The sequence below is a fragment of the uncultured Amaricoccus sp. genome (assembly GCF_937891315.1).
Classification (GTDB): Bacteria; Pseudomonadota; Alphaproteobacteria; order Rhodobacterales; family Rhodobacteraceae; genus Amaricoccus.
Map to the genome: position 1 here is coordinate 1 of NZ_CALAGI010000125.1, position 22,106 is coordinate 22,106.

The 22,106-nt window shown below is 73.8% G+C and carries 21 protein-coding genes, 1 other RNA gene and 2 riboswitches; of the genes, 9 read left to right on the forward strand and 13 right to left on the reverse strand.

Annotation, left to right across the window (positions count from 1 at the left end; all coding sequences use genetic code 11):
- Positions 1-112: 112 nt before the first annotated feature.
- The 5 genes from rnpB (at position 113) to cobD (ending at position 5,797) form a co-directional block, all read left to right on the forward strand.
- Positions 113-511, forward strand: an RNA gene (gene rnpB, locus Q0480_RS11435) — RNase P RNA component class A.
- A gap of 344 nt (positions 512-855) precedes the next feature.
- Positions 856-3,249, forward strand: a complete 2,394-nt coding sequence (locus Q0480_RS11440; RefSeq protein WP_299133031.1) for a transketolase — start codon at positions 856-858, stop codon at positions 3,247-3,249.
- A gap of 29 nt (positions 3,250-3,278) precedes the next feature.
- On the forward strand, positions 3,279-3,782 hold the full coding sequence (gene cobU / locus Q0480_RS11445) for a bifunctional adenosylcobinamide kinase/adenosylcobinamide-phosphate guanylyltransferase (RefSeq protein WP_299133033.1): 504 nt from the start codon (positions 3,279-3,281) through the stop codon (positions 3,780-3,782).
- A 139-nt stretch (positions 3,783-3,921) separates the two neighbouring features.
- Entirely contained in the window at positions 3,922-4,794 is an 873-nt protein-coding gene (locus tag Q0480_RS11450) for a propanediol utilization protein (RefSeq protein WP_299133035.1), read from the forward strand.
- Positions 4,795-4,804: 10 nt separating this feature from the next.
- Positions 4,805-5,797 (forward strand): threonine-phosphate decarboxylase CobD, encoded by a 993-nt coding sequence (cobD, locus tag Q0480_RS11455; protein ID WP_299133036.1) that lies wholly within the window; start codon positions 4,805-4,807, stop codon positions 5,795-5,797.
- On the opposite strand, the gene cobF is transcribed toward cobD, so the two are convergent.
- Genes cobF through cbiE form a run of 6 tightly spaced genes read right to left on the reverse strand, consistent with a single transcriptional unit; the run spans position 5,766 to position 11,009 of the window.
- The gene (cobF, locus tag Q0480_RS11460) at positions 5,766-6,509 is read right to left on the reverse strand and encodes a precorrin-6A synthase (deacetylating) (protein ID WP_299133038.1); all 744 of its coding nucleotides are present in this window, start codon (positions 6,507-6,509) and stop codon (positions 5,766-5,768) included. The genes cobD and cobF overlap by 32 nt on opposite strands.
- Before the next feature lie 7 nt (positions 6,510-6,516).
- Positions 6,517-7,827 (reverse strand): cobyrinate a,c-diamide synthase, encoded by a 1,311-nt coding sequence (locus Q0480_RS11465; RefSeq protein WP_299133039.1) that lies wholly within the window; start codon positions 7,825-7,827, stop codon positions 6,517-6,519.
- The gene (cobA, locus tag Q0480_RS11470; protein ID WP_299133040.1) at positions 7,824-8,633 is read right to left on the reverse strand and encodes a uroporphyrinogen-III C-methyltransferase; all 810 of its coding nucleotides are present in this window, start codon (positions 8,631-8,633) and stop codon (positions 7,824-7,826) included. The genes Q0480_RS11465 and cobA overlap by 4 nt, the downstream gene beginning before the upstream one ends.
- A complete protein-coding gene (cobM, locus tag Q0480_RS11475) occupies positions 8,630-9,394 on the reverse strand; it encodes a precorrin-4 C(11)-methyltransferase (protein ID WP_299133041.1) in 765 nt (254 codons plus the stop codon). Before cobM ends, cobA begins: the two co-directional genes overlap by 4 nt.
- Positions 9,391-9,753 (reverse strand): cobalamin biosynthesis protein, encoded by a 363-nt coding sequence (locus Q0480_RS11480; protein ID WP_299133042.1) that lies wholly within the window; start codon positions 9,751-9,753, stop codon positions 9,391-9,393. Before Q0480_RS11480 ends, cobM begins: the two co-directional genes overlap by 4 nt.
- Entirely contained in the window at positions 9,753-11,009 is a 1,257-nt protein-coding gene (gene cbiE, locus Q0480_RS11485; protein ID WP_299133043.1) for a precorrin-6y C5,15-methyltransferase (decarboxylating) subunit CbiE, read from the reverse strand. Before cbiE ends, Q0480_RS11480 begins: the two co-directional genes overlap by 1 nt.
- On the opposite strand from cbiE, the gene Q0480_RS11490 reads away from it, so the two are divergent.
- Positions 11,008-11,754 (forward strand): cobalt-precorrin-6A reductase, encoded by a 747-nt coding sequence (locus Q0480_RS11490; protein WP_299133044.1) that lies wholly within the window; start codon positions 11,008-11,010, stop codon positions 11,752-11,754. The genes cbiE and Q0480_RS11490 overlap by 2 nt on opposite strands.
- Here the strand turns inward: Q0480_RS11490 and Q0480_RS11495 are convergent.
- The 7 genes from Q0480_RS11495 to Q0480_RS11525 are packed head-to-tail and all read right to left on the reverse strand — an operon-like array spanning position 11,721 to position 19,724.
- A complete protein-coding gene (locus tag Q0480_RS11495; protein WP_299133045.1) occupies positions 11,721-12,485 on the reverse strand; it encodes a precorrin-3B C(17)-methyltransferase in 765 nt (254 codons plus the stop codon). The genes Q0480_RS11490 and Q0480_RS11495 overlap by 34 nt on opposite strands.
- A complete protein-coding gene (locus tag Q0480_RS11500) occupies positions 12,482-13,207 on the reverse strand; it encodes a precorrin-2 C(20)-methyltransferase (RefSeq protein ID WP_299133046.1) in 726 nt (241 codons plus the stop codon). The genes Q0480_RS11495 and Q0480_RS11500 overlap by 4 nt, the downstream gene beginning before the upstream one ends.
- Positions 13,204-13,824, reverse strand: a complete 621-nt coding sequence (locus Q0480_RS11505; RefSeq protein ID WP_299133084.1) for a precorrin-8X methylmutase — start codon at positions 13,822-13,824, stop codon at positions 13,204-13,206. Before Q0480_RS11505 ends, Q0480_RS11500 begins: the two co-directional genes overlap by 4 nt.
- Before the next feature lie 2 nt (positions 13,825-13,826).
- Entirely contained in the window at positions 13,827-14,978 is a 1,152-nt protein-coding gene (locus Q0480_RS11510) for a hypothetical protein (RefSeq protein ID WP_299133047.1), read from the reverse strand.
- Positions 14,975-18,268: a cobaltochelatase subunit CobN gene (cobN, locus tag Q0480_RS11515; RefSeq protein WP_299133048.1), complete on the reverse strand. Its 3,294-nt coding sequence runs from the start codon at positions 18,266-18,268 to the stop codon at positions 14,975-14,977. The genes Q0480_RS11510 and cobN overlap by 4 nt, the downstream gene beginning before the upstream one ends.
- A complete protein-coding gene (gene cobW, locus Q0480_RS11520) occupies positions 18,268-19,302 on the reverse strand; it encodes a cobalamin biosynthesis protein CobW (RefSeq protein ID WP_299133049.1) in 1,035 nt (344 codons plus the stop codon). Before cobW ends, cobN begins: the two co-directional genes overlap by 1 nt.
- Entirely contained in the window at positions 19,299-19,724 is a 426-nt protein-coding gene (locus Q0480_RS11525; protein WP_299133051.1) for a DUF1636 family protein, read from the reverse strand. The genes cobW and Q0480_RS11525 overlap by 4 nt, the downstream gene beginning before the upstream one ends.
- 38 nt (positions 19,725-19,762) lie before the next feature.
- Positions 19,763-19,960, reverse strand: a riboswitch (cobalamin riboswitch).
- A 56-nt stretch (positions 19,961-20,016) separates the two neighbouring features.
- A riboswitch (cobalamin riboswitch) is annotated at positions 20,017-20,213 on the forward strand.
- 38 nt (positions 20,214-20,251) lie between these two features.
- Between Q0480_RS11525 and Q0480_RS11530 the strand changes: the two genes are divergently transcribed.
- Genes Q0480_RS11530 through cobO form a run of 3 tightly spaced genes read left to right on the forward strand, consistent with a single transcriptional unit; the run spans position 20,252 to position 21,888 of the window.
- Complete coding sequence (locus tag Q0480_RS11530) at positions 20,252-20,443, forward strand: CbtB-domain containing protein (RefSeq protein WP_299133053.1); 192 nt, start codon at positions 20,252-20,254, stop codon at positions 20,441-20,443.
- Between the two features lie 16 nt (positions 20,444-20,459).
- Positions 20,460-21,218 (forward strand): CbtA family protein, encoded by a 759-nt coding sequence (locus Q0480_RS11535; RefSeq protein ID WP_299133055.1) that lies wholly within the window; start codon positions 20,460-20,462, stop codon positions 21,216-21,218.
- 58 nt (positions 21,219-21,276) lie between these two features.
- On the forward strand, positions 21,277-21,888 hold the full coding sequence (gene cobO, locus Q0480_RS11540) for a cob(I)yrinic acid a,c-diamide adenosyltransferase (protein ID WP_299133057.1): 612 nt from the start codon (positions 21,277-21,279) through the stop codon (positions 21,886-21,888).
- The last annotated feature ends 218 nt before the right edge of the window (positions 21,889-22,106 follow it).

Sequence of the window (22,106 nt, forward strand, 5' to 3'; positions counted from 1 at the left end):
CGCTGGTCGCTGGTGAAGTGGCGCTCGCCGAAGCGGTGGCGGCGGCGCAGCCTTGCGCGGACGGCCCGCCCGAGGTTGACCGGAGCGCGGTTTCGCTCTAGCAGCGGCGGGCGTGGACGGCTGGATGGCCGCGGCCCGGCGACGGGGCGAGGAAAGTCCGGACTCCAGGGAGAGATGGCGGCGGGTAACGCCCGCCCGGGGCAACCCGAGGGAAAGCGCCACAGAGATCAGACCGCCGGCCGTTGTCCCCGGACCCGGCCGGCAAGGGTGAAACGGTGGGGTAAGAGCCCACCGCGCCGGCGGCGACGCCGGTGGCATGGCAAGCCCCGCCAGGAGCAAGGCCAAATAGGGATCGCGCGGGGCCTTCCGCGACAGCGGAGCCCCAGGGGTTCTCCCGCCCAGCGATCCGGGTTGGCTGCCAGAGCCCGCCGGCGACGGCGGGCCTAGAGGAATGGTCATCGGCGCGGCTCCGGCCGCGTCACAGAATCCGGCTTACAGGCCGTCCGCGCGCGACTCCCCCCCGAACGGAACCCCGACTCCCGCCGGCGCGCCGCCCGTCACCCGGGCACGCCCATGCTGACCCGGGGTTCAACCCTCCAGTGCGCCGGAAGCCCCGCGGGACCACGCCGGCCCCCGGCCTCTGCCAGTTTCATATTGGCAGAATTCCTATCGGGCAGGACGAGGGGCCCCGCCAACGGGCGGGGAGAAAAAAGGACTCGCGGCCAACAGGCCGCTCCTTCGCTCCGGCGTCAGCCGGAGCGCGGCCCAAGGGCTACGCCCGCGGGAGCCCTCGGCGGGGTCGCCATCGCCCCCGTCTCCGGTCTATGCTGCGGCGAACAATCCCGGGGGCGACGCATGGACGAGACGAGGATCCCGACGCTGGCCGCGCTCGAGCGAAAGCTGCTCTGGCTGTCCACCTGGATGATCCACAATGCGAACCATCTGCGCGAGAGCGCGGACGGGCTCAAGGTCGGCGGGCACCAGGCTTCCTCGGCATCGCTCGCCACGGTGATGACCGCGCTCTATTTCGACGCGCTGCGCCCCGAGGACCGGGTGGCCGTGAAGCCGCACGCCTCGCCGATCTTCCATGCGATCCAGTATCTTCTCGGCAACCAGACCCGCGAGAAGCTGGAAACCTTCCGCGCCTTCAAGGGGGCGCAATCCTATCCCTCGCGCACCAAGGACATCGACGACGTCGATTTCTCCACCGGCTCGGTCGGGCTCGGCGTCGCCCAGACGCTGTTCGCCTCGCTGGTCCAGGACTATCTCCGCGCCCGCGACTGGGCGACGGGTCGGCCGGAGGGCCGGATGGTCGCCCTGCTCGGCGACGCCGAGATGGACGAGGGCAACATCATCGAGGCGCTGCTCGAAGGCTGGAAGCACGGGCTGCGCAATTGCTGGTGGGTGGTCGACTACAACCGCCAGAGCCTCGACGCCGTGGTGCGCGAGGGCCTGTGGAGCCGCTTCGAATCGATCTTCCGCGGCTTCGGCTGGGATGTCGTCATCCTGAAGCACGGCACATTGCAGCGCGAAGCCTTCGCCGAACCGGGCGGCGACGCCTTGCGCGACTGGATCGACCGCTGTCCGAACCAGCTCTATTCCGCCCTGACCTATCAGGGCGGCGCCGCCTGGCGCCGCCGGCTGATGGACGAGATCGGCGACCAGGGCCCGGTCTCGGCGCTGATCGAGCGGCGCTCGGACGCTGATCTCGCACGGCTGATGGGCAATCTCGGCGGCCACGACCTGCCGACGCTGCTCGACGCCTTCGCCGCCGCGCGGACGCACGACCGGCCGACCTGCTTCATCGCCTATACTATCAAGGGCCACGGCCTGCCGCTCGCCGGGCACAAGGACAACCACGCCGGCCTGATGACCACCGCCCAGGCCGAGGCGCTCCGCGCCGAGATGAACATCCGGCCGGGCCACGAATGGGACCGGTTCGAAGGGCTCGACCTGCCCGAGGACGCGCTCCGCGACTTCCTCGCCCGCGTGCCCTTCAACGCCGCCGGCCGACGGCGCTTCCACGCGCCGGCCGTTCCGGTCCCCGACGCGCTGCCCTGGCCGCGGCAGTCGGTCATGTCGACACAGCAGGGCTTCGGCCTCATCCTGAACGAACTCGCCCGCTCGGACACCGAGATCGCCCGCCGCGTCGTCACCACCTCGCCCGATGTCACGGTCTCGACCAATCTCGGTGGCTGGGTCAACCGCCGCGGCCTCTTCGCGCGCGAAAGTCTCGCCGACACGTTCCGGCAGGAGCGCATTCCCTCGACCTTCAACTGGGAATTCTCGCCGCGCGGCCAGCATCTCGAACTCGGCATCGCCGAGATGAACCTGTTTCTCATGCTCTCCGGCCTCGGCCTGTCGCATTCGCTGTTCGGCGAGCGGCTGCTCCCGGTCGGCACGCTCTATGATCCCTTCATCAAGCGCGGGCTCGATGCGCTGAACTATGCCTGCTACCAGGACGCCCGCTTCATCCTCGTTGCCACCCCGTCGGGCGTGTCGCTGGCGCCGGAGGGCGGCGCGCATCAGTCGATCGCGACGCCGCTGATCGGCATGGCGCAGGACGGGCTGGCGGCCTTCGAGCCCGCCTTCGTCGACGAACTCGCCACCATCCTGCGCTTTGCCTTCGACTATGCCCAGCGTGACGGCGACGCCGAGCCCGACGGCGTCACCTGGCTCCGCGACGCGGTCGGCGGCTCGGTCTATCTCCGGCTCTCGACCCGCGCGCTCGAACAGCCGGCGCGCCGGATCGAGCCGGGTCTCGCGGCCGAGATCATCAATGGCGGCTACTGGCTGCGCCCGCCCGGACCGAACGCCGCGGTGGTGATCGCCTATACCGGCGTCGTCGCGTCCGAGGCGATCGAGGCGGCGGGGCTGATGGCCGAGGACCGGCGCGACGTCGGCGTGCTCGCGATCACCTCGGCCGACCGGCTGCATGCCGGCTGGTCGGCGGCCCAGCGCGCCCGCGAGGCCGGGCTCGGCCATGCCCGCGGCCATGTCGAGCGGCTGCTCTCCCAGATCTCGCGCGACTGCGCGCTCATCACCGTGGCCGACGGCCATCCCGCCGGCCTCGCCTGGCTTGGCGCGGTCCAGGGCAATCCGACGCGCGCGCTCGGGGTCGAGCATTTCGGCCAGACCGGCACGGTCGCCGACCTCTACCGCCACTTCGGCATCGACGCGCAAGGGATCCTGCGCGCGGCCGAAACCATGTCCGGCGGCCAGCCGATCCGCCATCTCCGCCACGCATGACCCCGCTCCGCTCCGCGAAACCGGCGGCGATGAGCGTCACCCTGGTCCTCGGCGGCGCCCGCTCCGGCAAGAGCCGCGCCGCCGAGGCGCTGGTCGAAGCCTTGCCGCCGCCCTGGCACTATCTTGCCACCGCCGAGGCGCTGGACACCGAGATGGCCGAGCGCATCGCCGCGCATCGCGCGGCGCGGCCCGCCGGCTGGATCACCCATGACACGCCGTTCAATCTCGCCGGGACGCTGGCCGCGCTGCCCCCGGGTCAGCCCGCGCTGGTCGATTGCCTCACCCTCTGGCTCACCAACCTCATGCTCGCCGAGCGCGACCTCGCCGCCGAGACCGCGCGCCTGACCGAGGCGCTGGCCGCGCCATCGCGGACGCTGGTTCTCGTCGCCAACGAGGTCGGGCTCGGCATCGTGCCCGACAACCCGCTCGCCCGCCGCTTCCGCGACGCGGCCGGGCGGCTGAACCAGGCGGTCGCCGCCCGGGCGGATCATGTGTTCTTCATGGTCGCGGGACTGACGACGCGGATAAAGTAGGAGCGTCTGGCCTTCCGCCCGGCGATGCTTTAGATATTGCGTCAAATCAAGACTCTAGAGCGGACGACCCGGTGCAACCGGGTCGGCGTTCGCTCTGGGCCAGCGGCCGGAAACGGACAGGAAGGCGCCGACGCGTGCGATGAAGCCCGGCCCTCCCAACGACGCGGCGCGCGCCTGTTCCCGTGCCCGGCCGCTCGAAATCTCGGTCGCCGGTCATTTCGGCGAATTGCTGCAAGGCCGGCTCGGCCCGGGCGGTCCGCTCGCCCTTGTTACCTTGCCCGCGCCGGGCCTGCGGGTGACCGCGCGACTGCTGGCCGGGCCGTTCGGCCTGCATGGCGCGGGCATTCTCGACCGGACGGCGGCGGCGGCGCTGTGGCGCGCCTTCGGCGCCACGCCGCGCGGGCGGCTTCTGCTCCGCGCCGGGATGCCGCCCGGCGGCGGCGCCGGATCCTCGACCGCCGGGCTGGTCGCCGCCGGGCGACTGGTCGCCGCCGCGCTCGGCGCGCCGCCGCCCGAACCGGAGCGGCTGGCCGCGCTCTGTCTCACGCTCGAAGGCGCGACCGATCCGCTCATGCACGCACGTCCCGCGCGCCTGCTCTGGGCGCCGCGCGCGGCGCGCGTGCTCGGCGGCCTGCCGCCGCCGCCGCCATTCGCGATCGTCGGCGGCTTTCTCGGACCCGGCCGGCGAACCGACCCCGCCGATCTCGATTTCGCCGACATCGCCGATCTCGTCGCCGCCTGGGCCCCCGCCGCCGCGCGCGGCGACCTTCCCGCCCTCGCCGCCCTCGCCACCGAATCCGCCGGCCGGAACCAGAGCCACCGCGGCGGGCCGCCGCTGGCGCCGCTCCGCGCCGCCGCCGACCGGCTCGGCGCGCTCGGCCTCTTCACCGCCCATACCGGATCGGCGCGCGGGCTGATCTTCGCGCGCGGCCGCGTTCCGCCCGAAGCCGAAGCGGCGCTGAGGACGATGGGCATGCGCGGCATCCACCGCTATGGTCTCGCAAATCTTTGAGGGGACGAGCATGCGCGATCACGGCGGCGATCTCGGCGCGGCGGTCGCGCGGCATGGCGGAATTCCGGGCGACTGGATCGACCTCTCGACCGGCATCAACCGCCTGCCCTACGACCCGCCAGCCTTCGCGGCCCACGCGCTCCGCGACCTGCCGCCGCCCGAGGACGTCGCCGCCTGCGCCGAGGCCGCCCGCCGCGCCTATGGTGTCGCCGAGGCGGTCGATTGCCTGCCGCTCGCCGGCGCGCAGGCGGCGATCCAGCTCCTGCCCCGCCTCCGGCCACCGGGTCGCGCCGCGGTTCTCGGCCCGACCTACAACGAGCACGCCGCCGCCTTCGCCGCCGCCGGCTGGACCGTCGCGGATCGCGGAACGCTCGAAGAACTCGCCGGCTTCGACGCGGTGGTCGTCGTCAATCCGAACAACCCCGATGGCAGGCGTTGGCCGCCGGAGGCGATCAGCGCGCTGACCGCCAGCAACGGGCTCGTGGTGGTGGACGAAAGCTTCGCGGACGTGGCGCCCGAAGTGTCGGTCGCCGCGTTTCTCGGGCGGCCGGGCCTCGTCGCCCTGCGGTCCTTCGGCAAGTTCTTCGGCCTCGCCGGGCTCCGCCTCGGCTTCGCGCTCGGCGCCCGCGCCGAGATCGCCCGCCTGCGCGACGCCGCCGGCCCGTGGTCCGTGGCCGGCCCGGCGCTCGCCGCCGGCCGGCTGGCACTCGACGACGCCCACTGGATCCGGGCGACCCGCGCCCGCCTCGGCTTCCACGCCCGCCGCCTCGACCAGCTCGCGGCCGGCGCCGGCTGGACCCTCGTCGGCGGCACCGGCCTCTTCCGCCTCTATGACACGCCGGACGCCGCCGCCGCGCAGGACGCGCTCGCCCGGCATCGGATCTGGAGCCGCCGGTTTCCCTATTCCGACCGTTGGCTGCGCCTCGGCCTGCCCGGACCGGAGGCCGAATGGCACCGCGTCGCCGAGGCGCTTACCCGCGTCGCAGCAGATAGATGTCCATGATCCAGCCGTTCACCGCGCGCGCCTCGGCGCGGACGGCGGCGATGCGCCCGGCCACCTCGGCGAGCGGCCCGGCGATCAGGATCTCGTTCGGCATCCCGAGATAGGCGCCCCAGTAGATCCACAACCCCTCCGCCTCGACCGCGCGGAAGGCGCAGCCGCCGTCGAGCATCACCGCGACCGAGGCCGCCGCCGGCATCGCGAGGCGCAAGTTGCGCCCGGTGGTGATCTCCACCGCCTCGCCGACCGCGTTCAGCGCGATGCCATGCCGCGCGCAGAGGAGCTGCAGGCTGGTGATCCCCGGCACCACCCGCCGCCGGAAGACGAACCCGCCCAGCGCCATCAGGTCGAGAACGCGGAGCGTGCTGTCATAGAGCGACGGATCCCCCCAGACCAGCAGCGCCACGGCCGCGTCCGGTCCCGCCTCCGCCTCGATCAGCGCGCGATAGGTCGCGGCGATCGCGCGGTGCCAGTCCGCGACCCCGCTCCGGTACTCGCCCTCCGCGTCGCGCACCGGCAGGTCGAACTCGACCAGCCGGGCGCGGCCTTCGAGATAGCGCCCGCAGATCTCGCGGCGCAGCTCGGCCAGATCCGCCTTGGCCGGCCCCTTGCGCGGGATGAGGACAAGGTCGACGGCGTTCAGCGCCCGGATCGCCTCGATCGTCACGTGATCGGGATTGCCGGTGCCGATGCCGATCAGGACGATCTCGCGCATGGCGGCCTCAGTCGATCGCGATGGCATGGAAGAACGCGCCGCTCACCCAGGCCCGGCGCGCGCCCGACGGCCCGATCGGCTGGCCGAGGCCGTCGGCCAACTCGGCCAATGGCGCGTCGCTCCCCGGCTCGATCACCCGCGCATAGTGGAACTCGTGGCCACGCACCCGCTCGCCCGCCCGCCCGATCGGGCAATCGGCGAGCAGCCGCGCCCGACGATAGCCGAGGTTCATCCGGCGCCTGGCAAAGCTCGTCACATGGTCGAGCAGCCCCGCCATTTCGTGCGTCACGCCGTCCGCGTCCTCGAGCGCGCGGCCGAGCACCATGAAGCCGCCGCATTCGCCGTGCACCGGCCGCGTCTCGGCGAACCGCCGCAGCCCGGCGCGAAAGCCACCGGCCGCCGCCAGACGCCCGGCATGCAGCTCGGGATAGCCGCCCGGCAACCAGCAGGCGTCGCAGGCATCGTCCGGCGCCTCATCCGCCAGCGGCGAGAACGGCAGGAGCTCGGCCCCCGCCGCGCGCCAGGCCCGTGCGAGATGCGGATAGAGAAAGCTGAAGGCCGCGTCGTCGGCGATGGCGATCCTCTGCCCCGGCGGCCGCGGCGTCGCACCCGCCCCGACCGCCTCCGGCGCGAGCGGTGCCGCGAGGCCGAGCAGCGCGTCGAGATCGAGCGCCGCCTCCATCACATCGGCCAGCCGCTCGATGAAAATCTCCAGCCCCGCGTGCTCCCGCGCCTGGACAAGGCCGAGATGCCGCTCCGGCAGGCCCATGTCCGGGTTGCGCGGCACCGCGCCCACGACCGGCAGGCCGAGCGCTTCGATCGCCGCGCGGCACATCGCCTCGTGCCGCGCGCTCGCCACCTGATTGAGGATCACCCCGGCGATCCGCACCCCGGGATCATGCGCCGCGAAGCCGCGGGCGATGGCCGCGACGGTCTGCGACTGTCCGGAGACATCGAGCACCAGCGCCACCGGAACGCCCCAGCGCCGCGCGAGATCGGCCGCCGCGCCGGTCCGCCCGTCGGCGGCCGCGATGCCGTCGAACAGCCCCATCGCGCTCTCGATCACCAGCAGGTCGGCCCGCGCCTGCTCGGTCGCCAGCGCGTCGAGCAGCGCGGGCGGCATCGCCCAGCTGTCGAGATTGACCCCCGGCGCCCCGGTCGCCGCGGCGTGAAAGCCGGGGTCGATATAATCCGGCCCCGATTTCGCCCCGCGCACCGCGAGCCCCCGCCGGCGCAGCGCGCGCATCAGCCCGATCGCGACGCTGGTCTTGCCGGATCCCGAGCGCGCGCCGCCGACGATCAGCGCCCGCGCGCTCATGCCGGGGTCCCGGCGCGGGCGAGCGCCATCAGTTCCTCGCGGAGTGCGACGATCGCGCCGACGACGAACAGGGCGGGGGCGCGGATCTCCTCCGCCGCCGCCTGCGCGGCGATGCCGCCGAGATCGGCGACGAGGATCCGCTCCCGCGGCGTGGTCGCCGCGGCGATCACCGCCGCCGGGGTCGCGGCGGCGAGCCCGCCCGCCATCAGCGCCGCCGTGATGTGCGCCAGCGCCGCGAGGCCCATGTAGACCACGATCGGCTGGCCGGTGCGGGCCAGCGCCGCCCAGTCGAGATCATCCGGCGTGCCGGCGGCGTGTCCGGTGGCGAGGATCAGCGCCTTCGACACGCCGCGTTTGGTCGCGGGGATCCGGGCGTCGGCCAGCGCGCCGAAGGCCGAGGTGACGCCCGGCAGCACCCGGAACGGCACGCCCGCGCGGGCGAGCGCCAGCGCCTCGTCGCCGCCGCGGCCGAAGATGTTCGGATCACCGCCCTTCAGGCGCAGGACGCGCGCGCCGTTCCCGGCGAGCTCGATCATCAGCGCGTTGATCGTCTCCTGCGGCGTCGAGGGCTCGCCCCGGCGTTTGCCGACAAAACGCAGATCCGCGCCCTCGGCCGCGCGCAGCGCCGCCGGATCGACCAGCGCGTCATAGACCACCGCGTCGGCCTGCGACAGCGCGGCGATGACTTCGAGCGTCAGGCAGCCGAGACTGCCCGGTCCCGCGCCGGCGAGCCAGACATGCCCAGGCTCGAACGCCGGAAAGCTGGGCGCGAGACGGCCGATCGCGGCGCCGAGATCGCCCCTCAAAACCCCGTCCTCCCGCGGAACCGCCGCTGATAGCCGGCGTCGTAGAGCGCGCTCTCGCGAAAGCCCTGCGCGGCGAGGCCGGGCCCGACCAGGATCAGCGCCGTGCGGTCGATCGGCTCGGCGGCGAGCGCGGCCTCGATATCGCCGAGGGTGCCGCGCACCACCCGCTCCTCGGGCCAGGAGGCGCGGGCGACCACGGCGACCGGACAATCCGGCCCGTAGAGCGGGGTGAGTTCGGCGACGACCCGCGGCAGCGCATGGATCGCGAGATGGATGGCGAGCGTCGCGCCCGTCGCGCCGAAGCCGGCCAGCGTCTCGCCCGGCGGCATGGCCGAGGCGCGGCCGGAAACGCGGGTAAGAACGAGGCTCTGCGCCACCTCCGGAATGGTGAGCTCGCGACCGAGCGCGGCGGCGGCGGCGGCGAAGGCCGGCACGCCGGGGGTCAGCGTATAGGGGATCGCGTGACGCTCCAGCCGGCGGATCTGCTCGGCCACCGCGCTCCAGATCGACAGATCGCCCGATTGCAACCGCGCGACATCCTGCCCGGCGGCCTGCGCGGCGACGAATTCCGCCTCGATCTCGTCGAGCGCCATCGGCGCGGTATCGACGCGCCGCGTGCCCGCGGCGCAATGGGCGAGGATCTCCGGCGGGATGATCGACCCGGCATAGAGGCAGACCGGGCAACGCGCGATCAGGTCGCGCCCGCGCAGGGTGAGAAGGTCCGGCGCGCCGGGGCCGGCGCCGATGAAATGCACGGTCACGACGCACCCCCCTCGGCCAGGGCGCAGGTGACCCGGCCAAGCACGAGGCGAGGCCCGAGCAATCGCGCCCGCGGCCCCGCGACGGCCAGCGCCGCCGCCTCCGAGACCGAAGCCGCGCCGGTCGCGGCCAGCGACGCGGCGGAGCGGGTGAGCCCGCGCGCGTCCTCCGCCGCCTCCGCGATCACCAGCGGCAGGCCGAGCCGCGCCGCCGCCTCGGCGATCCCCGGTTCGTCGCGCTTCGCCTCCAGCGTCGCCAGCGCGTCGAGGCGCGTCGCCCCGTGCCCCACCCGCGCCGCGGAAACGGCGGCCAGCACCTCCTCCGCGCTCGCCCCGCGTCTGCAACCGATTCCGGCGACCATCACGATTTCACCCACGCCCATTGTGTTACCGGCATCGCCGGCCGCCAGCCGGTCATGCCACCGACCGCCGCCGCCCGCGCCACGGCGAGACTGACGAGGTCGCCGCCGAGCCGCGCCGCCGTGGCGATGAGCAACGCCTGTGTCTCCAGCGTCACCGCGTTCGCCACGATCCGGCCGCCGGGATCGAGCGCGGCGAGTGCCGCGTCCAGCACCCCGGGATCGGTCGCGCCGCCACCCAGAAAGATCGCGTCCGGCCGCCCCAACCCGGCGAGCGCCGCCGGCGCCGCGCCCTCGACCACCTCGAGCCCCGGCGTGCCCAGCGCCTCGGCATTGCGCCGGATGCGCGCGGCCCGGTCCGCCCGCGCCTCGATCGCGATGGCGCTGAGCGACCGGTGGCGCAGCATCCAGTCGATGGCGACCGACCCCGCGCCGGCGCCGACATCCCACAGCAGCTCGCCCCGCCGGGGGGCGAGCGCGGCCAGCGTCACCGCGCGGATCTCGCGCTTGGTGATCTGGCCGTCATGCTCGAACAGGCTCTCGTCGAGCCCCGCGAGCGGCAGGATCCGCGCCCCCGCCCCCGCCGCGACCTCGATGCCGAGCAGATTGAGCGCGGCGCAAGCGGTCTCGCCGAAACCCTCGGCCGACGCTTCCCGCCGCCGCTCGTCCGGACCGCCCAGCGCCTCGAGCACGGTCAGGCGCGACGGCCCGAAGCCCGCTTGCGTCAGCAGCCGGGCGATTTGCGCCGGTCCCGCGCCGTCCGAGGTCAGCGCGAGGATCCGCGTTCCGGGATGCAGGAGCGGCCGCAGATGGCCCGGCGCGCGGCCATGCAGCGAGACGGTCTCGACCTCCGGCAGCGCCCAGCCGAGCCGCGCCGCGGCGAGGGAGAAGGCCGAGGCGGCGGGCACCACCTCCATCTCGTCCGCGCCGACCCGCCGGGCCAGCGTCGCCCCGACGCCGTGCAGGAACGGATCGCCCGAGGCGAGCACACAGACCGGCTGACCGCGCAGGGCGAGAACCTCGCTCACGGCGACGTCGAACGGGCTCGGCCAGGCCCGCGCCTCGCCCCGGATCAACGGCGCGGCCAGTGCGAGATGCCGCCGGCCGCCGAACACCACCTCGGCCTCCGACACCAGCCGCCGGGCCGCCGCGCCAAGCCCGTCGGCGCCGTCCTCGCCGATCCCGACGACGGCGAGCCATTTCGCGGCCGGCCATTTTGCCTTTGTCGCGGCGGGGGCGGAATCGCTAGAAGGCGGCATGCGGATTCTCGTTCTCGGGGGCACCGGCGAGGCCCGGACGCTCGCCACGCGGCTCGCAGCCCGTCCGGGCGTCGAGGTCACCCTGTCGCTCGCCGGCCGCACCCGCGCCCCGGTCGTGCCCGACTGCGCGGTGCGGATCGGCGGCTTCGGCGGCGCCGAGGGTCTCGCGCGCGCGGCTCGGGACTTTGACATTCTCGTCGATGCGACCCATCCCTTCGCCCGCCGCGTCTCGGCCAATGCCGAGGCGGCGAGCGCGGCGACCGGCGTCCCCCTCGTCACGCTCGACCGGCCGCCGTGGCAGGCGGTCGCCGGCGACCACTGGATCCGCGTCGCCGACATGGCGGCGGCGGTGGCGGCGCTCGGTCCCGCGCCGCGCCGGGTCTTTCTCGCCATCGGCCGGCAGGAGGCGGGCGCCTTCCGCGCCGCCCCCTGGCACGCCTATCTCATCCGCAGCGTCGAGCCGGTCGCGCCCGGCGACCTGCCGCCGGACGCCGAGACCCTGCTTGCCCGCGGTCCCTTCGCCGAACGGGACGAACGCGCGCTTCTCCAACAGCGCGGCATCGAGATCGTCGTCGCCAAGAACAGCGGCGGCGCGGCGACCCACGGCAAGATCGCCGCCGCCCGCGCCCTCGGCCTCGCCGTGGTGCTCATCGACCGCGAAGCGCGGCCGGGCGCCGCGACGACGGTCGAGGAAGCGCTCGCCCGCCTCGATCATCCCGCCACCTCGGCGAAGCGCGGCGTATAGACCAGCGGCGGCAAGCCGTCGCCACGCGTCACCGTCCGCGTCGCGGGCGAGCCAACGATGACGCAGGTCGCCATGTCCGCCATTCCCGCCTCGGCCCGGTCCAGCGGCACGACCACGATCCGCTCGTCCGCCCGGCCCGCCGCCCGGCCAAAGACCACCGGCCCCGCGCCCGGCAGAACCTCGCGCAGGACCTCGAAGGCACGGCCGAGTTGCCAGGGCCGGGCGCGGCTGACCGGGTTGTAGAGTGCGATCACGAAGCCCGCCGCCGCCGCCGCGCGCAACCGCGCCTCGACGAGCTCCCAGGGCTTCAGATTGTCGCTGAGCGAGATGGCACAGAAATCATGGCCAAGCGGCGCGCCGCAGCGCGCGGCGACCGCCAGCATCGCCGTCACGCCGGGCACCACCGCGATCTCCAGCGCCCGCCATTCGGCCGGCCCCGCCTCCACCGCCTCGCAGACCGCCGCGGCCATGGCAAAGACCCCGGGATCGCCGCCCGACACCACCGCCACGCATCGGCCCCCGGCGGCCAGCGCCAGCGCCGCGCGCGCCCGATCGAGCTCCTCGCGATTGTCCGAGGCGTGGGCGACCTGCCCCGCGGCCAGCGTCAGCCGCGCGAGATAGGGCCCATAGCCGAAGAGATCGGACGCCGCCGCCACCGCCTCGAGCGCTTCGGGCGTCACCTGCCCGGCGCCGCCCGGCCCGAGGCCGATCACCGTCAGCCGCCCGCTCACGGCCGGCCCTCCCAGCCCGGAACCAGCACGATCGAGAAATAGGGCGCGTCGTCGTCGCCCTTGTCGGCGAGCGGCGTCGTCCAGGTGCGTTCCATCGTGCCGCGCTCGACATAGACCGCGCGGGCGAGCTTGCCGGTCGCCGCCAGCGCCCGGCGGATGCGCGGCAGGTTCCGCCCGACCTTCATGATGACGCTGGCCGGACTGTCGGCGATCCGCCGCGCCAGTTCGCCCTCCTCCAAAGTGCCGGGCAGCACGGTCAGCACCTCGTCGCCCTGCACCAGCGGCAGGCCGGCCTGGCTCCAGCAGCCCGACATCGCGGTGATGCCGGGGATCACCTCCGCCGGCCAGCGTGGCGCGAGGCGCACATGCAGATGCATGTAGGAACCATAGAACAGCGGATCGCCCTCGCTCAGCACCGCGACGATGCGCCCGGCCGCGAGATGGCTCTCCACCGACGCCGCCGCCGCGGTGTAGAAGCCGCCAACCGCCTCGGCATAGAGCGCGTCGCGCCACGGAATCTCGGTCGTGACCGGATAGAGCAGCGGCAATTCCACCGCGTCCGGCCGCAGGAAACCATCGACCGTCTTTCGCGCATTGCCGGCCCGGCCCGCCTTGGCGAAATGCGCCACCACATCGGCCATCGCCAGCGCCTTCACCGCCTTCAGCGTCAGCAGGTCCGGGTCGCCCGGCCCGGTGCCGACCCCGATCAGCCGCCCGCTCACAGCCCGGCCCTCGCGAGCGCGTTCACCGCCGCCGCCGTCATCGCGCTGCCCCCCAGACGGCCCAGCACCACGGCGCAGGGCAGGTCGGAGGCCGCCAGCGCGTCCTTTGATTCCGCCGCGCCGACGAAACCGACCGGCATGCCGATCACCGCCGCCGGCCGGGGCGCGCCCGCCGCGATCATGTCGAGCAGGTGGAAAAGCGCGGTCGGCGCGTTGCCGATCGCCACCACCGCCCCGCCGAGCCGGTCGCGCCAGAGTTCCAGCGCCGCCGCCGAGCGGGTCGTGCCGAGCTCCGCCGCGATCTCCGGCGTCCGCGGATCGCGCAAGGTACAGATCACCGCGTTCTCCGCCGGCAACCGGGCGCGGGTCACGCCATGCGCCACCATCTCCGCGTCGCAGAGGATCGGCGCCCCGGCCCCGAGCGCCGCCCGCGCGCCCGCCACGAAGCCGGGCGAGAAGCGGAAATCCCGCGCCGCCTCGACCAGCCCGCAGGCATGGATCATGCGGACCGCGACATCGGCCTCCTCGTCCGAAAAGCGCGACAGGTCGGCCTCGGCGCGGATGATGGCGAAGGACCGCCGGTAGATCGCATCCCCGTCTCGAATATAGTCGTGCATGCTCATCCCCGGACCTCCCGCCCCCGGACTTCCCGCCCCCGGACTTCCCGCCGCGACAGCCTCTCGCGCAGCGCGTCGGGAACGGCAAGCCCTTCTCCCGTCACCACGGCGCCCTCCGGCGTGCCGAGCAGCGTGATCGCCGGCCCCGCCGGCTGCGCGCAGCGCTTGGCACAGCCCGAAACATGCAGCCGCGCGCCCTCCGGCGGCGTGATCCCGAAGCCCGGATCCGCCAGCCGCGCGGCGATCGCCCGGGCCGCGAGCCAGGCCGAGCCACAGGCCGGCGCACCGGCGCAAGCCGCGATGCGCAGCCGCGGATCCTCGGCCTCGGTCACGAAGCCCAGCGCCCGCGCCCCGGCCAGCAGCCGCGCGTCCGCCTCCTCCGACAAGCCGACGAAGACCAGCGCGCGGCCCGGCGCCGGCCGGACACCGGCCGCCCCGCGCGCCGCCTCCGCCAAGGCACCGAGCGCCACCGCGTCGGTCTGACCGAAGGCGGGTGCGACGCCCCGCGCGACGCCGTCGCGGAGCGGAAAACGTCCGACCGGCGACACATCTGGCCGCGCCGGTGGGGCGTCCGGCGCGAGATCGAGGTCGCGCGCCCGGCCGCCGGTGCGCGACAGCCGGTCGAGCAGCGCCCGCCCCGCCGCCACCGCGCCCGCCGCGTCGAATGAGCCAAGCGGCGCGCGGTCGGCCCAGACAGTCCAGCCCTCCGCCGTCGCCCGCAGCCGCAGATCCGCCGTCAGCCCGTCGAGCGCCAGCGCCCCGCCGCCATCGACCACCACCGATACCTTCGGCGCCAGCGGCCGCGAAAAGCCACGCAGCGCCGCCGCCAGCGGCCGGGGATCGGCGAACTCGGCCAGATCAAGCCCGGCGAGCGGTCCCATCACCACCGGCGGCCCGGCCGGCGCCTCGATCCCGAGGTCTTCCAGCGCCGCCGCCAGCTTCGGCGCCGTCGCCGCCGTCAGGCCGCGGATCTGCGTGCTGCCCCGCGCCGTGACCTCGACCAACCCGTTGCCGAAGGCGGCCGCCGCCCGGGCCAGCCCCGCCAGTTGCGCCAGCGTCAACTCCGCCACCATCAGCCGGGCCAGCAACCCGTCCCCACTCGCCATCGGCGCGGCCAGCGTCGGACAGGCGCCGCGGCGCATCGGCGCGCTCACGCCGCCCGCTCCCGCGCCGCGGCCTCGGCGATCAGCCCGGCCAGATCCTCGTCGACGCTGTTGCGCCGGGGATGCCAGAGACCGCGCCGCCGGGCGGCGGCGAACCGCTCGGCGATGGCCCGCGCCGCCGCCGGATTCTCGGCCAGCAAAAACGCCCGCACCGCCGGATCCTCGAGATAGGCCGCGTGCAGCGCCTCGATCAGCGCGCCGGAGACCGCGAGCGTCGTCTCGGCGAAACCGACGAGCCGGTCCACGGTTTCGGCGAATTCCGCCGCGCCGCGCGGGCCGTGCCGCATCTGGCCGGCGATGAACCGCGGATTGACCGCCCGCGCGCGCACCACCCGCGTCACCGTCTCGGCCAGCGATCGGGCCCGCGGCCGGGCGGGATCGGTGGTATCGAGCAGCACGAGATCAGCCTTGCCGCCGAGCGCCGCCACGGCGGCCGCGAAGCCGCCGACATGCGCGACATCGGCCGAGCCCTCCAGAATGTCGCGCCCCGGATCGTCCAGCGGATGCACCAGCAATTCCGCCGCCGCGACCCGCGCCGCGAAGCCGCCCGCGTCCGCCCGCCCCTCGCCCTCCGCGCCACCGAAGGCAAAGGCGCCGCCGTCGAGATAGGCGCGGCCCAGCTCCTCGCGCGCCTCCCAGGCACCGCTCGCCAGCGCCTCCTCAGGCCCCGCGCCATAGGTGCCGGGCGCCGAGCCGAAGACCCGCCGCGGCCGCTCCAGACCGGCGAGCGGGTTCTCCTCCGGGCTTTCGTCCCGCGCGGCGACGGCGGCGACCGCCGCGTCGATCAGCGCGATCTGCGGCCCGAACATGTCGCGAAACAGGCCCGAGATGCGCCAGGTCACATCGACCCGCGGCCGCCCGACCGCGGCGGGCGGCAGCACCTCGATCCCGGTCACCCGCGCCGTGGCCTCGTCCCAGGCCGGCCGGCACCCCATCAGGGCCAACCCTTGGGCGATCGCCTCGCCGCCGCTCCGCAGGCTGGCACTGCCCCAGAGGTCGAGCACCAGCGCGCGGGGCCAGTCGCCATGCTCCTGCACATGCCGCCGCAGCAACTCGTCCGCCGCCGCCTTGCCGAGCGTGAAGGCGGTCGGCGTCGGCAATGTCCGCGGATCGGCGGCGTAGAGATTGCGTCCGGTCGGCAGCACATCGGTCCGGCCTCGCGCCGGTGCGCCGGACGGCCCGGGCGCCACCCGCCGCCCGTCGAGCGCGGCGAGCAGCGCCACCCGCTCGGCCTCGGCGCAGGCCGCGCGCTCCGGCGCGTCGCCCGGCGCGGCGCGACCGTAGACATGCTGTCCGTCCTTGATCGCGAAATCCTTGAGATCGCAGAGCCAGGCGTCGATCCGCGTCAGCGCCGCCGCCGGATCGTCGCCCGCGCCGACCCCGGCCTCGGTGGCCAGCCCGCTCGCCGCCGCCGTCTCGACGATCAGCCGCGCCAGCCGGTCGCGCCGCCGCCGGTCGAGCCCGTCGGCCTGGGCATATTCATCCACCAGCCGCTCCAGCGCGCGCTGCGGCTCCGACAGTCCGGCGCCGACCAGCGGCGGGGTCAGGTGCCCGATCGTCACCGCGCCGATCCGCCGCTTGGCCTGCGCCGCCTCGCCGGGGTTCGAGACGATGAAGGGATAGACGACCGGCAGCGCTCCGGCGACCACCTCCGGAAAGCAGTTCTCGGTCAGCGCCACGGTCTTGCCGGGCAGCCATTCGAGCGTGCCATGCGCGCCGACATGCACCAGGGCATGAATGCCCAGCCGCTCGCGCAGCCAGAGCCCGAAGGCGACGAGCGCGTGCCGCGGCGGCAGCGCCGGGTCGTGATAGTCCGCGCGCCGGTCCGCGCTCCGCCCCCGGTCCGGCGCCAGCGCCACGGTGACATCGCCGAACCGCGCGAAACGAAAAGCGAAGGCGCCATCCTCCGCGTCGGCCTCCGGTCCGCCCCAGGCCGCCGTCACCGCCGCCCGCGCCGTCGCCGGCACGGGAAGCGCGCGGTAATCGGCGAGCGTCAGTCCCGCCCGCGACCGCGCGAGCCGCGCCATCAGGTCGCGCGGCGCCTCCGGAATATCCTCGACCCGGTAGCCCGCGGCGCGCAGATCATGGAGCATGGCGAGCACGCTGGCCGGCACATCGAGCCCGACGGCGTAGCCGGCCCGGCCGGCCGCCGCCGGATAGTCGGGGATCAGGATCGCCAGCCGCCGCCCGGCCGCCGGCGTCGCCGCCAGGCGAATCTGCGCCGCGATCCGCCGTGCGACCTGTGCGATCCGTCCCGGCTCCGGCCGGTTGGCAAGGAGGCCGAGACCCATCGCCGCGTCCGGCGCGCCGCCCTCCTTGAAGCTGATCGCCCCGGCCAGAACCCGCCCGTCGAGTTCCGGCAGCACCACATGCATCGCCAGATCGGCCGGCGCCAGCCCGCGCGGCCCCTCGGCCCAGGCGCCTCGCCGCGTGGTCGCCGGCACCACCTGGAACACCGGCGCCGCGCCGTCGAACAACCCCTCGCCCGCCGCGAAGGCGGTCGCCGTCACGATTACCGCCGGCGCCATCGCCGCCAGCGCCGGCGCCAGATCCGCCAGCGCCTCGGCGTCCCGCAAGCTCGGCACGAAGATCGGCGCCGCCTCGATCCCCTCGGCATCGAGCGCGGCGGCCAGCGCGGCCACCGGCGCGTGATCGTTCGCCAGCAGCATCGAGCGATAGAACAGCACCGGCGCCACCGGCCGCCCGGCCGGAACCGGCGCGCTCAAGGGCACGAGGCCGGCGCCCGGCCGCCACTGTCCCACCCGCGCCACCGGCCGCGCGACGCGCACCGCGCCGTCGCCGCCGGCGAGCCGCGCCATGCGCCCGAGCAGCGCCGCCAGATTGTCCGGCCCGCCCTCGCGGAAACAGGCGAGGAGTTCCGCCAGCTCGCCCTCCGGCGCCGTCGACAGCGCCGTCAGCCGCGCATCCGCCTCCCGGCACTCGCCCGGCAGCAGCGCGAGCGCGATGCCCCGATCCCGCGCCATGGCCGCCAGCCGGTCGCAGCCATAGGCCCACCAGTCATAGCCGCCGAGCAGCCGCGCGACGATCACCTTCGCTCGCGTCCCCACCCGATCGACCCAGAGATCGACCGACATCGGATGCCGCAGGTCGCGCAGCGCCGCGAGCCGCAGCTCGGGCATGCCCGGCGCCCAGGCGGCGGCCAAGGCCGCGAGATCGCTGTCGGAAAACGACAAGGCCACCATCGGCGCCGGCGTCTGGCCGAGATCCACCGGCTCGATCAGATCGTCCAGCGTCGCCGTGGTGACATTGAGAATATGCATCAGGCCGCCAGGATACGCTCCACCGCCGCGCGATCGAAGCCCTTCAGCCCGATCACCACCAGCCGTGTCCCGCGCGTCTCGCCGACCTCCCAGGGCCGGTCGAAATGGTGGCTGACCCGCGGCCCCACCGCCTGCAGCACCAGCCGCATCGGCTTGCCCGTCACCTCGACGAAACCCTTGACGCGCAGCACTTCCGCCGCCTCGGAGGCCGCGGCGACCTTCTCGGCCAGATCCTCGGGCCGGAGGGTGGCGGGCAGCTCCAGCACGAAGGAATCGAAATCGTCGTGGTCATGTTCCGGCTCGTCGTCATGCGCGGTGCGCCGGCCGTCGATCACCTCCTCGACCGCCAGCCCCTGGCCAAGCAGCACGGCGGGATCGACCCGACCCCGCTCGGCCGGCACGATGCGCACCGACCGCCCGAGATATCGCGTCACCCGCGCCGTCGCCGCCCGCCGCGCCGCGCCATCCAGCAGATCGGCCTTCGAGAGCACGATGAGATCGGCGCAGGCCACCTGATCGCCGAACACCTCGTCCACCGGATCGTCATGGTCGAGCGAGGGATCGGCCGCCCGCTGCGCCGCCAGCGCCTCGAGATCCGGCGCCACCCGCCCCTCGGCCAGCGCCGGCCCGTCGACGACCGCGATCACGCTGTCCACCGTCACCCGGCTCTTCACGCCCGGCCACTGGAACGCCTGTATCAGCGGCTTCGGCAGGGCGAGCCCGCTGGTCTCGATCAGGATATGGTCGATCCCCGGCCGCGCGAGGATCTGGTCGAGCGCCGGCACGAAATCGTCGGCCACCGCGCAGCAGATGCAGCCGTTCGCCAGCTCGACGATATTCTCCTCCGGGCAACTCTCGATGCCGCAGCCCTTCAGCACCTCGCCGTCGATCCCGACGTCGCCGAACTCGTTGACCAGCACCGCCAGCCGCCGGCCGCCGGCGTTCTCCAGCAGGTGCCGGATCAGCGTGGTCTTGCCGGCGCCGAGAAATCCGGTGACGACGGTGCAGGGAACGCGGGCCGCGAGCTCGGTCATGGCAGGTCCTTCAATATGTCGGGATGGGGAATGCGCGCGATCAATCCGCGCTTCAACGCCTCGGGCCGCGCGCGGAATGGCATGAACCCGTCGCCCGATCCGGCGAAGAGCCGCGCACCGGCGACGAGATCGGCCCCGGACCCAGGCCCGAGCCCGCCGAAGACATAGGCCCAGCAGCCGGAGCGGAACACGGCGGCGGTCAATCCGCCCCGGCAATTGCCGAGACAGGCCACCTCGCGCACGGTGATGCCGGTTCCCTCCGCCGCCTTCCGCGCATCGGCGACGAGCAGCGTCCCCGGCCGGGGCTCGGCCGCCGGCGCGTCCGCCAGCCGACAGGAGGAACAGACGAGCACCGTCACCTCTTCCGCGGGATCGGCGGCCGGCATGGGCAGGGGGACAACGGAACTCGAAGGGTTCGTCACCGCGGCGTTCTCCTTGCCCAGGTAAACCCGCCGGGCGAACGGAATCCTCTCGCGGTGGCAGGTCTCCTGGCTCGCGGATCGACGCCCGTCGCCGCCTTCCCGGGATCGCTCCCAGTGGCCTTCGGCGCGAGCTTCCGCCTACAGTTGCGGGTACAGCCGCGGTCTTGAGCTTTCGCCCGCACCGCGTTCCCTTTCCATCGCGTCCGATCCTTAAGGCCAGCGCCGCGCGAGAGTCAACGCGCCGCCGGGCTCCGCCCACCGATTAAGACTTGCCGCGCCTCGGCCAAAACCGCTAGGCTACGCTGCCGGCGGTTCCCGAGGGCGGGAACAAGAGGGAACGCGGTGCGGGTGATCGCCCAAAGCCGCGGCTGCCCCCGCAACTGTGAGCGGCGAGCCAAGGTCCGACGTGCCACTGGGGGCGATCCCGGGAAGGCGGGCCGAGGCGGCGACCCGTGAGCCAGGAGACCTGCCGTCGGCGACGCGTGGCTCCAGAACCCTCGGGTGGAGGGTGATATAGGGATTTAGACATGACCGTTTCCAAGGCGACAGCTTCCGGCACGGCGACGACGGCGCAGTCAACCGCCACCGTGACCCTCCAGCGCCTCATCGCGGCCGCGATCGGCGCCTTCATCGTCGGCATGGTGGGCTTTTCCCACATGAGCGTCGCCCATAACGCGGGCCACGACTATCGGCACTCGATGGCCTTTCCCTGCCACTGAGCCGGTACGACGTATCATGAACGTGCTCCGCAACATGTTCTTTGTCGCGGCGCTCGCCGGCTTGGCCGCGGGTGTCGTGATGACCATCCTTCAGTTCTTCGCCACCGTGCCGTTGATCCTCGAAGCCGAAACCTTCGAGAACGCGGCCCCCGCCGCGATCGAGGCGCATGATCACGCCGCCACGCCGGCGGACGGCGCGGCGATGACCGCGATGACCGCCGCGCACGCGCATGAAGACGAAGAATGGGCGCCCGCCGACGGCTTCCAGCGCATGGGCCTGACGGCGGTGGCCAATATCGTCACCGCGATCGGCTTCGGCCTGCTGCTCGTCGCCGCGTCCGAATTCGCGGGCGGCATCGCCAGCCCGCGTCAAGGCGTGCTCTGGGGCCTCGCCGGCTTCGCGGTGTTCACGCTGGCGCCGGGCCTCGGCCTGCCGCCGGAACTGCCGGCGATGCCGGCCGCCGACCTCGCCGCGCGACAGATCTGGTGGTTTGCCTGCGTCGCGCTGACGGCGGGCGGGCTCGGACTCATCGCCTTTGGCCGGTCTGACTGGCTGGCGTTGCTCGGCGCCGCGCTGCTCGTCCTGCCGCATCTCATCGGCGCGCCCCAGCCCGACAGCCACGCGTCGCCGATCCCCGAGAACCTGCATCACAGCTTCGTCGTGGCGGTCACCGTGACCAACCTCGTCTTCTGGGTGCTGCTCGGCGCGGCGGTCAGCCTCGTCCGCCGCAGATTCGCCACCGAACTCGGTGGCGCCCGCGCCCAGATCGCCTGAGCGGGCCGGGACAGTCGGACCCCGGTGCCGCCGGCGCCGGGGAATGGAGGGGGATCCGATGGAGATCGACGACGCCACCGCCGCCCGCCATCGCGAGAAGATGGTCCGGCGCAAGGCGCATCAGGATGCCGAGGTGGCGGCAAAGACCGTCGAGAAGGGCCTCCTGATCGTCCATACCGGCCCCGGCAAGGGCAAGAGCACCGCCGCCTTCGGCCTCGCGCTGCGCATGCTCGGCCATGGCCGGCGCGTCGGCGTGGTGCAGTTCATCAAGGGCGTCTGGTCGACCGGCGAGCAGACCGCGCTCGGCGCCTTCGGCGACCGCGTCGCCTGGCACAGCATGGGCGAAGGCTTCACCTGGGAGACGCAGGATCTCGCGCGCGACATCGCCGCCGCCGGCCGCGCCTGGGCGATGGCCGAAACGCTGATGGCCGATCCGACCATCGCGCTCCTGGTGCTCGACGAGCTCAATATCGCGCTACGCTACGACTATCTGCCGCTGGATCGCGTGATCGCCACGCTCGCCGCCCGCCGCCCCGACCTGCATGTCGTCGTCACCGGCCGCAACGCGAAGCCGGATCTGCTGGCCGCCGCCGATCTCGTCACCGAATTCGCCCTCGTCCGCCATCCCTTCGCCGCCGGGATCAAGGCGCAGCAGGGCATCGAGTTCTGACCGGCCCGATCATGGTCAAGCGGTTGGCATCCCGCCCGCCCGCCAAAGGCATGGCGCCGGCCCGACCCGCCGCGAACCCCGCCATTCGGACCGCGGTTAACCTCCGACGCCGCGTTAACCTCTCCCCCTTCGGCCTTTGGTCTGGTGCATGGAATGCGCATGGGTTGTGCATGAAATGTGCATTTAGGTTTTCGCCGTTAACCATTGATCTCGAAGCG